The following is a 12298-nucleotide window of genomic DNA, read 5'->3' as shown; positions in this document are numbered from 1 at the left end:
CCATGTCGCAATCGATTCGTGACAACCTCAAGCGCCTGCTGGCGCCCCGACACCTGGCCTTCGTCGGCGGGCGCAGTATGGCGCGGGTGCTCAAGCGCTGCGCCGAAGGTGGCTTTGCCGGTGAGCTGTGGCTGGTCAACCCGCAGCATGAAAGCCTCGAAGGAATCCCCTGCGTGGCCCGGGTGGCCGACTTGCCCTACGCCCCGGACGCGGTGTTCATCGCCACCAACCGTGAGCTGACCTTGCAGTGCGTTGCCGAGCTGGCTGCACGTGGCGCCGGTGGCGCCATCTGCTACGCCTCGGGCTTTGCCGAAAGCGGCGAGGAGGGCTGCCAGTTGCAGCAACGCCTGCTCGACGTCGCCGGCAACATGGCCTTGCTCGGCCCCAACTGCTATGGCTTGCTCGACTACCTGCACGGTGCCGCCCTGTGGCCGGTGGCGCATGGTGGCCAGCAAGTGGAGAAGGGGGTGGCGATCCTCACGCAAAGTGGCAACTTCGCCTACAACCTGTCCATGAGCGATCGCTCCCTGCCGGTGGCCTACATGGCCTCGGTCGGCAACCAGGCGCAACTGGGTGTGGCCGAGCTGATGGATGTGCTGCTCGACGACCAACGGGTAACCGCCATCGGCCTGCATTTGGAAGGCCTGAAGAACGTGCCGGGCTTCGCCCGCGCCGCTTGCAAGGCGCTGCAGCAGGGCACGCCGATCATTGCATTGAAGACGGGCGTTTCGCAGATCGGCGCTGAACTGGCGCTCAGCCACACCAGCTCGTTGTCCGGCTCCGATGCGTTGTACGACAGCCTGTTCCAGCGCCTGGGGGTGATCCGCGTCAGCGGCCCGGTGAGCTTTGTCGAAACGCTCAAGGCCGCAGCCTGCGGACGCTTGCCGGCAGATGGCGAGCTGATTGCGCTGGCCTGCTCAGGCGGCGATGCCGGGCTGATTGCCGACTATGCCGAACGCAACCAGTTGCAACTGCCGAAGCTCGCGCAAGAGCAGGTGGCGGCACTGGCCGAGGTGTTGCCGGGCTATGCCAACCTGGTCAACCCACTGGACTTCACCACTGCCATCTGGGGCGACGAGGCCGCCCTGCAACGCATGCTCGACAACACCCTGAGCGGCGCCGCGGGCGCGGCGATGCTGGTGCTGGACTACCCGGCGGCCTTCACCGGCGAGCGCAAGGAATGCGACCTGCTGCTGGGGCTGTACTGCGATGCCGTTGAACGCCACGGCAAGATCGGCTTCGTCACTTCGGCTTTCCCGGAACTGTTGCCTGCCAGTGCGCGTGAGCGCCTGCATGCGCGGGGTATCGCTGCCCTGCAGGGCGTGGAAGATGGCCTGGCGGCCTGGGGGCGCATCGTCGCTTACCAAAGGAACCGCCAGCGGTTGCTGGACCAGGGCGAGGCTGCGCGGGTACCGCTGTGCCCGCAGGCCCTCACGGGCGAAAGCCGACTGCTGAATGAATGGCAATCCAAACAAGCCCTGCGCGCCTTCGGTCTGCCGGTGCCTGCGGGCGTGCTGAGTACGCCCGAACGCGCCGTGGCAGACGCCGCCCGCGTGGGTTACCCCTTGGTACTGAAGGCGGTCAGCGCGCAGCTGCCGCACAAGACCGAAGCTGGTGCTGTGGCGTTGAACCTGCGTGATGCCGCCGCCCTGGAAGCTGCACTGTTGCAGATGCGCCAGCGCATCGCTGCCTACGCCCCGCACGTCGCGTTCGACCAGGTACTGCTCGAACCCATGGCCGAGCCGCCGCTGGCCGAGCTGATAGTGGGCATCAAACGTGAACACGACTTTGCCCTGGCCTTGGTGATCGGTGCCGGCGGCGTGCTGGTCGAACTGCTCAAGGACAGTGTCAGCCTGTTGTTGCCCACCACCGACAGCGCCATCCGCGCCGCACTGCTGAAGCTGCGCAGTGCCAGCCTGCTGCAAGGCTTCCGTGGCCGCCCGGCTGCCGACCTCGACGCCTTGGTCGCAGCTATCCGTGCGGTGGCCGACTACGCCTGCGAAAACGCCGGGCAGCTGTTGGAGCTGGATGTGAACCCATTGATGGTCGGTGCCCATGGCACCACCGCGGTCGACGCGCTGATCCGCCTCGGCCAGGCGCAAGGAGAACGACATGAATGACCTTACCCTGACAGCCGGCCAGGCGCTGGTGCGGTTGTTGGCCAACTACGGTGTGGAGACCGTGTTCGGCATCCCTGGGGTGCACACCCTGGAGCTGTACCGTGGCCTGCCGGGCAGTGGCATTCGCCATGTACTGACCCGCCACGAGCAGGGCGCCGGCTTCATGGCCGACGGCTATGCGCGGGTCAGTGGCAAGCCTGGGGTGTGTTTCGTCATTACCGGCCCAGGCGTGACCAACGTCGCCACCCCCATCGGCCAAGCCTATGCCGACTCGGTGCCGATGCTGGTGATTTCCAGCGTCAACCACACCGCCAGCCTGGGCAAGGGCTGGGGCTGCCTGCATGAAACCCAGGACCAGCGCGCCATGACTGCGCCCATCACGGCGTTTTCTGCGGTGGCCCTGCAGGGCGACGACTTGCCCGAGCTGATCGCTCGCGCCTGGGCAGTGTTCGACAGCGAACGACCGCGCCCGGTGCATATTTCGGTGCCCCTGGACGTGCTGGCGGCATCGGTCAGCCGGGACTGGAGCGATGAGGTGGTACGCCGGCCGGGGCGTGGCCAGCCGTGCCGCGAAACCCTTGAGCAGGCTGCCCTGAAGCTTGCCGCCGCCCAGCGGCCGATGCTCATTGCCGGGGGTGGCGCGTTGCACGCGGCTGAGCAGTTGCAGCAACTCAGTACACGGCTGGCAGCGCCTCTGTTCACCAGCGTGGCCGGCAAGGGCTTGCTGCCACCAGACGCGCCACTCAATGCCGGCGCCAGTCTGTGCGTCGAACCCGGCTGGCAACTGATCAGCCAGGCTGATGTGGTGCTTGCCGTAGGCACCGAAATGGCCGACACCGACTTCTGGCGTGAGCGCCTGCCGATCCGCGGCGAGCTGCTGCGCGTCGACATCGACCCGCGCAAGTTCAACGATTTCTACCCCTGTGCCATTGCCCTGCAGGGCGATGCCCGGCAAACCTTGGACGGTTTGCTCGAACACCTGCCCGCACTTCAGCGTGACCCGGCCCAGGCCAGCGCGGCGGTGGCCACCCTGCGCCAGGCCATCCGCAATGGGCATGCCCCGTTGCAGGCCACGCACCAGGCCATTCTGGACCGTATCGCCGCCGTACTGCCTGACGATGCCTTCATCAGCAGCGACATGACCCAGCTGGCCTATACCGGCAACTACGCCTTCGCCAGCCGGGCGCCACGTAGCTGGCTGCACCCCACCGGTTACGGCACCCTCGGCTACGGCCTGCCGGCCGGCATCGGTGGCATGTTCGCCAGCGACCACCGCCCCGGCCTGGTACTGGTGGGTGATGGCGGCTTCCTGTACACCGCCCAGGAACTGGCCACTGCCGTCGAGGAGCTGCACCGGCCGCTGGTGGTGTTGCTTTGGAACAATGACGCCCTCGGCCAGATCCGCGACGATATGCTCGGCCTGGATATCGAGCCGGTCGGCGTGCTGCCGCGCAACCCGGATTTCATCGGCCTGGCCCGGGCCTTCGGTTGCGCCGTGCACCAGCCACGCGACCTGGACGCGCTGCAGGCCGACCTGGCCAGCGGCTTCGCCACCCCCGGCGTGACGTTCATCGAACTCAAACACACCTGCGTCTGTTAAGGCGCGCACTACGACAAGAACACGAGTAATCACCATGCCCTTTCGCCGTACCCTTCTGGCTGCATCCCTGGCACTTCTGATCACCGGACAGGCCCCCCTGTATGCGGCACCCCCGTTGTCGACGGACAACGGCACCAACACCCTGACCGTGCAGAACAGCAACGCCTGGGTCGAGGTCAGTGCCAGCGCCCTGCAACACAATATCCGCACCCTGCAGGCCGAGCTGGCCGGCAAGTCCAGGCTGTGCGCCGTGCTCAAGGCCGATGCCTATGGCCATGGTATCGGTCTGGTGATGCCGTCGATCATCGCCCAAGGCGTGCCCTGCGTGGCGGTGGCCAGCAACGAGGAGGCCCGCGTGGTCCGCGCCAGTGGCTTCACCGGGCAACTGGTGCGGGTACGCCTGGCCAGCCTCAGCGAGCTGGAAGATGGCTTGCAGTACGACATGGAAGAGCTGGTGGGCAGCGCGGAATTTGCCCGCCAGGCCGATGCCATCGCCGCGCGCCATGGCAAGACCCTGCGCATTCACATGGCGCTCAACTCCAGCGGCATGAGCCGCAACGGGGTGGAGATGGCCACCTGGTCCGGCCGTGGCGAAGCGCTGCAGATCACCGACCAGAAGCACCTCAAGCTGGTCGCGCTGATGACCCACTTCGCCGTGGAAGACAAGGACGATGTACGCAAGGGCCTGGCGGCATTCAACGAGCAGACCGACTGGTTGATCAAGCACGCCAGGCTGGACCGCAGCAAGCTCACCCTGCACGCCGCCAACTCGTTCGCTACGCTGGAGGTGCCGGAAGCGCGCCTGGACATGGTACGAACGGGTGGCGCGCTGTTCGGCGACACCGTGCCGGGGCGCACCGAGTACAAACGTGCGATGCAGTTCAAATCGCACGTGGCGGCGGTGCACAGCTATCCGGCCGGCAACACCGTGGGCTATGACCGCACCTTCACCCTGGCCCGTGATTCGCGGCTGGCCAACATTACGGTCGGGTACTCCGATGGCTACCGCCGGGTATTCACCAACAAGGGCCATGTGCTGATCAACGGCCACCGTGTGCCGGTCGTGGGCAAGGTGTCGATGAACACGCTGATGGTCGATGTCACCGACTTCCCTGATGTGAAGGGGGGTAACGAAGTGGTGCTGTTCGGCAAGCAGGCCGGGGGCGAAATCACCCAGGCCGAGATGGAAGAAATCAACGGCGCGTTGCTCGCCGATTTGTACACCGTATGGGGCAATTCCAACCCGAAGATACTCGTCGACTGAAATTGCCATTGATAGGAGATTGCCATGCGCTACGCCAAGCTCACCCAACGCATCGCCGGCGACGGCGCTGCGGCCTGGGACATCCACTACCGCGCCCTGGCGCTGCAGGCTGAGGGCAAGGACATCCTGCTGCTGTCGGTGGGTGACCCGGACTTCGACACTCCCGCGCCTATTGTCGAGGCGGCCATCGACAGCCTGCGCGCTGGCCATACCCATTACGCCGATGTACGCGGCAAGCTGGCGCTGCGCCAGGCCATCGCCAACCGTCACCGGCAACGCAGCGGCCAGGCGGTGAGCGCCGACCAGGTGACGGTGCTGGCGGGGGCCCAGTGCGCGTTGTTCTGCGTGGCCCAGTGCATACTCGACCCAGGCGATGAGGTGATCGTTGCCGAACCCATGTATGTCACCTACGAGGCCGTGTTCGGCGCCTGTGGCGCCAAGGTGGTGCCGGTACCGGTCAAGCCCGAGAATGGCTTTCGCGTGTGCCCGCGTGACGTCGCCGAGCGCATTACCCCGCGCACCCGCGCCTTGGCGCTGAACAGCCCGCACAACCCTTCAGGGGCGAGCCTGCCGCGCGCCACCTGGGAGGCGCTGGCCGAACTGTGCATTGCCCATGATCTGTGGCTGATCTCTGACGAGGTCTACAGCGAGCTGCTGTATGAAGGCGAGCATGTCAGCCCCGGCAGCCTGCCGGGCATGGCCGAGCGCACTGCAACGTTGAACAGCCTGTCCAAGTCGCATGCCATGACCGGCTGGCGCATGGGGTGGGTGGTCAGCTCGACAGCACTGGCCACGCATCTGGAAAACCTCGCCCTGTGCATGCTCTACGGCTTGCCGGACTTCGTCCAGGATGCCGCCGTGGTGGCGCTGGAGCAGCCGTTGCCAGAGCTGGACGCCATGCGCGAAGCCTACCGCGAGCGGCGCGATCTAGTGTGCGAGCAGCTGGCCGGCTGCCCGGGCCTCAAGGCATTGAAGCCCGATGGTGGCATGTTCGTGATGGTCGATATTCGTGAGACCGGCGTAAGTGCCCAGGCCTTTGCCGACTACCTGCTGGACAGCCAGGGCGTGTCGGTGCTTGCCGGCGAAGCGTTCGGCCCCAGTGCTGCCGGGCATATCCGCCTGGGCCTGGTGCTGGGCAATGCGGCGCTGGTCGATGCCTGCCAGCGCATCGCCCGCTGTGCCGACGAACTGAAACGGGAGTACGGCCATGCGTGAGTATGCGCGGCTGTACATCGATGGCGCCTGGCAGGTGCCGAGCGGGCAGGGCATGGCTGAGGTGATCGACCCGGCCACCGAGCAGGCCATTGGCCGGGTACCCTTGGGCGCCGAGGCTGATGTCGAGCGGGCGGTGATGGCGGCGCGGCGGGCCTTCGATGGCTGGTCGCGCACACCGTCCAGCGTGCGCGCCGGGTACATCCGGGCATTGGTCGAACAGCTGAAAAACCGCGCGGCGCAAATGGCCGAGGTCATCACCGACGAGTTGGGCATGCCGGTGCAGTGGTGCCAGGCGGTGCAGGTCGAAGGCCCGATTGCCGGGTTGGAGCAATACGCCGAACTGGCCGGGCTGATGGACGAGGTGCGCGAAGTCGGCAACTCGTTGGTGTACCGTGAGGCCGTTGGCGTGTGCGCATTCATCAACCCGTGGAACTACCCGCTGCACCAGATGATCGGCAAGCTGGCGCCGGCCCTGGCTGCCGGGTGCACGGTGGTGGTCAAACCCAGCCAGGAAACGCCGCTACACGCATTTGTGCTGGCCGAAATGATCGACGCCATCGGCCTGCCGGCAGGGGTGTTCAACCTGGTCAGCGGCCCAGGTGCCAAGGTCGGTGAAGCCCTGGCCCGGCACCCGCAGGTGGACATGGTGTCGTTCACCGGCTCAACCGGTGCCGGGGTGCGGGTGGCACAAGCGGCTGCGCCGACGGTGAAGCGGGTATGCCTGGAACTGGGTGGCAAGTCACCGTTGCTGATTACCGCCGATGCCGACCTGCACGCTGCGGTGCGTTATGGCGTGCAGGACGTGATGATCAACTCGGGGCAGACCTGCACGGCACTGACCCGCATGCTGCTGCCGGCCAGCCGCTATGCCGAGGCGCTGGAAATCGCCGAGGCCGAAACCCGCGCACTGGTCATGGGCGACCCGCGTGACCCCGCCAATTTCCTAGGGCCGATGTGTTCGGCAGGACAGCGGCGCACGGTGCTCGACTACATTCGCCAGGGACAGGAGGAGGGCGCGCGCTTGTTGTGCGGTGGTGATCACGGCGGCTTCGAGCGCGGGTTCTACGTGGCGCCCACGTTGTTCGCCGACGTCGACAACCGCATGCGCATTGCCCAGGAAGAAATCTTCGGTCCGGTGCTGTGCCTGATCCCCTACGCCGACGAGGCCCAGGCGCTGGCGCGGGCCAATGACTCGCCGTTCGGCCTGTCCAGCGCGGTGTGGGCGGGCAGCCGCGAGCACGGCCTGGCGCTGGCGCGGCAGATACGGGCCGGGCAGTGCTTCATCAACGGGGGCGGGTTCAACTACCGGGCGCCGTTCGGGGGCTACAAGCAGTCGGGCAACGGCCGTGAGTGGGGCGAGGAGGGCCTGGCGGAGTTCGTCGAGGTCAAAGCGGTGCAGTGCTGAACCACTGCGGCAAGATAACCTGTTTTGTGTGAGGAGAATGCTTGTGAATGTACTGATCGTCCACGCTCACCCCGAACCGCAATCGTTCACGGCAGCCCTGCGTGACCAGGCTGTGGAAACCTTCCGTGCCCAAGGCCATCAGGTGCAGGTCAGTGACTTGTACGCCATGGGCTGGAACCCGGTGGCCAGTGCCGATGACTTTACCCAGCGCGAGAACCCCGAGTACCTCGTGTATGCGCTGGAGCAGCGTCAGGGCGTCAAGCGCGGTGCCATTGCCGCAGATATCCAGCAGGAGCTGGACAAGCTGTTGTGGGCCGATCTGCTGGTGTTGAACTTCCCGATCTTCTGGTTCTCGGCCCCGGCCATGCTCAAGGGCTGGATCGACCGTGTGCTGGTGTCGGGGGTGTGCTATGGCGGCAAGCGCTTCTACGACCAGGGCGGCTTGGCCGGCAAGAGGGCGCTGGTGACCGTGACCCTGGGCGGGCGCGAGCACATGTTTGGCGACGGCGCGATTCACGGGCCGCTGGAAGACATGCTGCGGCCGATCCTGCGTGGCACGCTGGCCTATGTCGGGTTCGAGGTGCTGCCGCCGTTCGTGGCGTGGCATGTGCCGTACATCAGTGCTGATGCGCGGCAGGACTTTCTGCAGCAATACCGGCAGCGTCTGGAGCAGCTCTCGGACGACCAGCCACTGGTGTTCCCGCGCCTGGCGCAGTTCGATGAAGCGTTGTACCCGCTGATGTGACCTTTCTCCTGTACTGAACACTGGGGCCGCGTTGCGGCCCTTTCGCGACACAAGGCCGCTCCCACAGGATTACCGTTAGCTTCGAAAGCTGCGCCGTCCTCCCACAGGATTACCACCAGCTTCGAAAGCTGCGCCGTCCTCCCACAGGATTACCACCAGCTTCGAAGGCTGCGCCGTCCTCCCACAGGATTACCACCAGCTTCGAAGGCTGCGCCGTCCTTGTGGGAGCGGCCTTGTGTCGCGAAAGGGCTGCAAAGCAGCCCCAACATTTTGTCGGCATACGATGTTCTGCAAACCTTCCAGCGCCACCTGCCAAAAAACGACCACCCACACATTCGGGGTATGTCACCCCTGGACGAATCCACCGATAGTGAACCCATCGGCTCGATCCGGAGCACTCACACGATGGAGTTGCCATGCGCAAGGTACTGAAGGTGATTGGCGGTCTGCTGCTGGCGTCTGGCGCCAGCCTGGCCCAAGCGGCAGAGGTGGACAGTGGTAACACGTTACGGTTGTACAACTGGACCGACTACATCGGTGAAACCACCCTGGCCGACTTCGAGAAGGCCACCGGCATCAAGGTCATCTACGACACCTTTGATGGCTACGAAACCGTGCAGACCAAACTGCTCACCGGCCGTTCCGGCTACGATCTGGTCATGCTCAACGCCTCGCTGGTCCCCCCGCTGATCAGCGCCGGCGTGTTCCAGGCACTGGACAAGCAGCAACTGCCTAGCTGGCAAAACCTCGATCAGCAGGTGGTCAACAACCTGCAGGGCTACGACCCTGGCCTGAAGTACTCGGCGCCCTATACCTGGGGCAGCTCGGGGGTAACCTACAACGTCGACAAGATCACCGCGCGCATGCCCGACGCGCCGATCGGTTCGCTGGCCATGCTGTTCGACCCCAAGATCGTCTCGCGCTTCGCCGACTGCGGCGTCACCCTGATGGACGCGCCCACCGAGGTCATTCCGCTGGCCCTGCAGTACCTGGGCAAGGACCCGCGCAGCGCGTCGCCTACCGACCTCAAGGCGGCCGAGCAACTGCTGCTGGGCATCCGCCCCTACATTCGCAAGTTCGACTCGGTCAACTACCTCACCAGCCTGCCCAACGGCGATGTCTGCCTGGCGCTGACCTGGTCCGGTGACTACGCCACCGCCCAGGCCCGCGCGGTGGAAGCGAAGAAGGATATCAAACTGTCGTTCTTCATCCCCCAGGAAGGTTCGCTGATCTGGTTCGACAACCTGTACATCCCCAAGGATGCGCCGCACGCGGCCAACGCCCACCGCTTCATCGAGTTTCTGCTGCAGCCGCAGACCATGGCCAAGGTCACCGACTACATCCACTACGCCAACAGCAACGCCGCCGCCACCGCGCTGGTGCGTGACGACATCCGCCAGGACCCGGCCATCTACCCCGACGCACAAACCCGTGAGCGCCTGTTCGCGCAGAAAACCCAGAGCCCCAAGGACATGCGCGCCATCACCCGGGTCTGGAGCACGGTCAAGACCGGTTTCTGAACACTGCCCAAAAATTCTCGCCAAGGAGCTGCCCATGGCCACCCCAAGCAAAGCATTCGCCATTGCCCACGACCCACTGGTGGAAGCCGACAAGGCCCACTACATGCACGGCTACCATGTGTTCGACGAGCACCGCGAGCAAGGTGCGTTGAACATCGTCGCCGGTGAAGGCGCTTACATTCGCGACACCCACGGCAACCGCTTCCTCGATGCCGTCGGCGGCATGTGGTGCACCAACATCGGCCTGGGCCGCGAGGAAATGGCCCTGGCCATCGCAGACCAGGTGCGCCAGCTGGCGTATTCCAACCCGTTCTCCGACATGGCCAACGATGTGGCCATCGAACTGAGCCAGAAGCTTGCGCAGCTGGCGCCGGGCGACTTGAACCATGTGTTCCTCACCACCGGCGGCTCGACCGCTGTCGACACCGCCTACCGGCTGATCCAGTACTACCAGAACTGCCGCGACAAGCCACACAAGAAGCACATCATCGCCCGCTACAACGCCTACCACGGCTCCACCACCCTGACCATGTCGATCGGCAACAAGGCCGCCGACCGGGTGCCGGAGTTCGACTATCACCACGACCTGATCCACCACGTCTCCAACCCCAACCCGTACCGTGCCCCGCACGACATGGACGAGGCCGAATTCCTCGACTACCTGGTGGCCGAGTTCGAGGACAAGATCCTTTCGCTGGGTGCCGACAACGTGGCGGCGTTCTTCGCCGAGCCGATCATGGGCTCGGGCGGGGTGATCATTCCGCCCGAGGGGTACTTCCAGCGCATGTGGCAGCTGTGCCAGACCTACGACATCCTGTTTGTCGCCGACGAAGTGGTGACCTCGTTCGGGCGCCTGGGCACCTTCTTCGCCAGCGAGGAACTGTTTGGCGTCATCCCTGACATCATCACCACCGCCAAAGGCCTGACCTCGGCGTACCTGCCGCTGGGTGCGTGTATTTTTTCCGAGCGCATCTGGCAAGTGATTGCCGAGCCAGGCAAGGGTCGTTGCTTTACCCACGGGTTTACCTACAGCGGCCACCCGGTGTGTTGCACGGCGGCGCTGAAGAACATCGAGATCATCGAGCGCGAGCAACTGCTCGATCATGTCAACGACGTGGGTGGCTACCTTGAGCAACGCTTGCAGAGCCTGCACGATCTGCCGCTGGTGGGGGATGTGCGCTGCATGAAGCTGATGGCCTGTGTCGAGTTCGTCGCCAACAAGGCCAGCAAGGCACTGTTCGCCGATGAGGTGAACATCGGCGAACGCATCCACAGCAAGGCGCAGGAAAAAGGGTTGCTGGTGCGCCCAATCATGCACCTGAACGTGATGTCGCCACCGTTGATCATCACCCATGCGCAGGTGGACGAGATCGTCGAGACCCTGCGCCAGTGCATCCTCGAAACCGCGCGTGAACTCACGGCGCTTGGCTTGTACCAAGGCCGATGAACCTGGCGCAAAGGGCTGTGCGCGGGCGTGCCTGGCAGGCTAGACTGCCGGGCATGACCCAGGCCTCCCCCGATACCCCGCTTACCCTCACAATGGGCGCGCTGCAGCAGTGGCACGTGGCGTTGCAGCGCGCCCTGGCCCATGGCGAAACCCCCGAGGCGCTGGAGTATGTGGCCGCTGCCATCGGCCAGTTGGTGCAGGTGGAGTCGATGATGATCAGCCTTGAGTGCCAGGGGCGGGCACCGCAGTTGCTGTACCAGCAAGGCATTCCTGAACTGCACCGGGCTGCCGTGCTGGAGCGCTATTTCAGCGCCGGCTACCTGCTGGACCCTTTCTGCCTTGCCGTGCAAAGCGGCCTGGCCGAAGGCTTCTACCACCTGCAGGAAATCGCCCCCGACAACTTCTTCGACAGCGACTACTACAAGGCTTATTACCTGGGTACAGGTTGCAGTGAAGACAGCTACTACATCGTCGACCTCAGCGCAGGCCGCAAGCTGTCGCTGAGCCTGTTCCAGGGCTGCAGCGGCACGCGCCTGAATGCCGGGCAGGTCGACCTGTTGCGTGCGCTGGAGCCGATGGTGCGCGAACTGCTTGGGCGCTATGCCCGGCACAACCTGGAACCGGGCGCTGCATCAACCGAACGCGGCAGCCTGCAGGCAGCGTTCGACAGCTTTGGCTGCCAGGTGCTGACCGACCGCGAGCGCGAAGTGGCCCACATGATCTTGCGCGGGCACTCGGTGAAATCTACTGCGCAGGAGCTGGGTATCTCGCCGGAGACCGTGCGCATGCACCGCAAGAACCTGTACATGAAGCTCGGGATCAACTCGCAATCGGAGTTGTTTGCACGGTTTATCGACTGGTTACGCGGTGATCAGCTGGAAATCCATAGCGTAACGCGGTGATCAATTTTCTATACCTCCCGGTATATGGACAGCCCTGCACCTCGCCGCATAGCTTAACCCTCGACGGGGCGCGCTATGCT

General features: G+C 64.9%; 9 protein-coding genes. All 9 read left to right on the top strand.

What is annotated here, in order from left to right; translation table 11 throughout:
- Positions 1-2: 2 nt before the first annotated feature.
- The 9 genes from C4Q27_RS28930 (at position 3) to C4Q27_RS28890 (ending at position 12218) form a co-directional block, all read left to right on the top strand.
- The gene (locus tag C4Q27_RS28930; RefSeq protein ID WP_104887799.1) at positions 3-2120 is read left to right on the top strand and encodes an acetate--CoA ligase family protein; all 2118 of its coding nucleotides are present in this window, start codon (positions 3-5) and stop codon (positions 2118-2120) included.
- The gene (locus C4Q27_RS28925; RefSeq protein ID WP_104887798.1) at positions 2113-3720 is read left to right on the top strand and encodes a 5-guanidino-2-oxopentanoate decarboxylase; all 1608 of its coding nucleotides are present in this window, start codon (positions 2113-2115) and stop codon (positions 3718-3720) included. The genes C4Q27_RS28930 and C4Q27_RS28925 overlap by 8 nt, the downstream gene beginning before the upstream one ends.
- A 34-nt stretch (positions 3721-3754) precedes the next feature.
- The gene (alr, locus tag C4Q27_RS28920) at positions 3755-4984 is read left to right on the top strand and encodes an alanine racemase (protein WP_104887797.1); all 1230 of its coding nucleotides are present in this window, start codon (positions 3755-3757) and stop codon (positions 4982-4984) included.
- Between the two features lie 24 nt (positions 4985-5008).
- Entirely contained in the window at positions 5009-6199 is a 1191-nt protein-coding gene (locus tag C4Q27_RS28915) for a pyridoxal phosphate-dependent aminotransferase (RefSeq protein WP_104887796.1), read from the top strand.
- The gene (locus tag C4Q27_RS28910; RefSeq protein ID WP_104887795.1) at positions 6192-7604 is read left to right on the top strand and encodes an aldehyde dehydrogenase family protein; all 1413 of its coding nucleotides are present in this window, start codon (positions 6192-6194) and stop codon (positions 7602-7604) included. The genes C4Q27_RS28915 and C4Q27_RS28910 overlap by 8 nt, the downstream gene beginning before the upstream one ends.
- 43 nt (positions 7605-7647) lie before the next feature.
- The gene (locus tag C4Q27_RS28905; RefSeq protein WP_064493060.1) at positions 7648-8349 is read left to right on the top strand and encodes an NAD(P)H-dependent oxidoreductase; all 702 of its coding nucleotides are present in this window, start codon (positions 7648-7650) and stop codon (positions 8347-8349) included.
- A 416-nt stretch (positions 8350-8765) separates the two neighbouring features.
- Positions 8766-9869 (top strand): polyamine ABC transporter substrate-binding protein, encoded by a 1104-nt coding sequence (locus C4Q27_RS28900; RefSeq protein WP_104887794.1) that lies wholly within the window; start codon positions 8766-8768, stop codon positions 9867-9869.
- A 34-nt stretch (positions 9870-9903) separates the two neighbouring features.
- Positions 9904-11316, top strand: coding sequence for an aminotransferase (locus C4Q27_RS28895; protein WP_104887793.1), 1413 nt, complete (start codon positions 9904-9906; stop codon positions 11314-11316).
- Positions 11317-11369: 53 nt separating this feature from the next.
- On the top strand, positions 11370-12218 hold the full coding sequence (locus C4Q27_RS28890) for a helix-turn-helix transcriptional regulator (protein WP_080580376.1): 849 nt from the start codon (positions 11370-11372) through the stop codon (positions 12216-12218).
- Positions 12219-12298 lie beyond the last annotated feature (80 nt).

It is taken from the genome of Pseudomonas sp. SWI36, from assembly GCF_002948105.1.
GTDB lineage: Bacteria > Pseudomonadota > Gammaproteobacteria > Pseudomonadales > Pseudomonadaceae > Aquipseudomonas > Aquipseudomonas alloputida.
This window is presented reverse-complemented; position numbering and strand designations above follow the sequence as displayed.

What these genes read in the sequence shown, in the direction of transcription:
- alr (WP_104887797.1), top strand. Translation starts at nt 3,755, where the DNA reads ATGCCCTTTCGCCGTACCCTTCTGGCTGCATCCCTGGCACTTCTGATC.
- C4Q27_RS28915 (WP_104887796.1), top strand. Translation starts at nt 5,009, where the DNA reads ATGCGCTACGCCAAGCTCACCCAACGCATCGCCGGCGACGGCGCTGCG.
- C4Q27_RS28900 (WP_104887794.1), top strand. Translation starts at nt 8,766, where the DNA reads ATGCGCAAGGTACTGAAGGTGATTGGCGGTCTGCTGCTGGCGTCTGGC.
- C4Q27_RS28925 (WP_104887798.1), top strand. Translation starts at nt 2,113, where the DNA reads ATGAATGACCTTACCCTGACAGCCGGCCAGGCGCTGGTGCGGTTGTTG.
- C4Q27_RS28890 (WP_080580376.1), top strand. Translation starts at nt 11,370, where the DNA reads ATGACCCAGGCCTCCCCCGATACCCCGCTTACCCTCACAATGGGCGCG.
- C4Q27_RS28930 (WP_104887799.1), top strand. Translation starts at nt 3, where the DNA reads ATGTCGCAATCGATTCGTGACAACCTCAAGCGCCTGCTGGCGCCCCGA.
- C4Q27_RS28910 (WP_104887795.1), top strand. Translation starts at nt 6,192, where the DNA reads ATGCGTGAGTATGCGCGGCTGTACATCGATGGCGCCTGGCAGGTGCCG.
- C4Q27_RS28895 (WP_104887793.1), top strand. Translation starts at nt 9,904, where the DNA reads ATGGCCACCCCAAGCAAAGCATTCGCCATTGCCCACGACCCACTGGTG.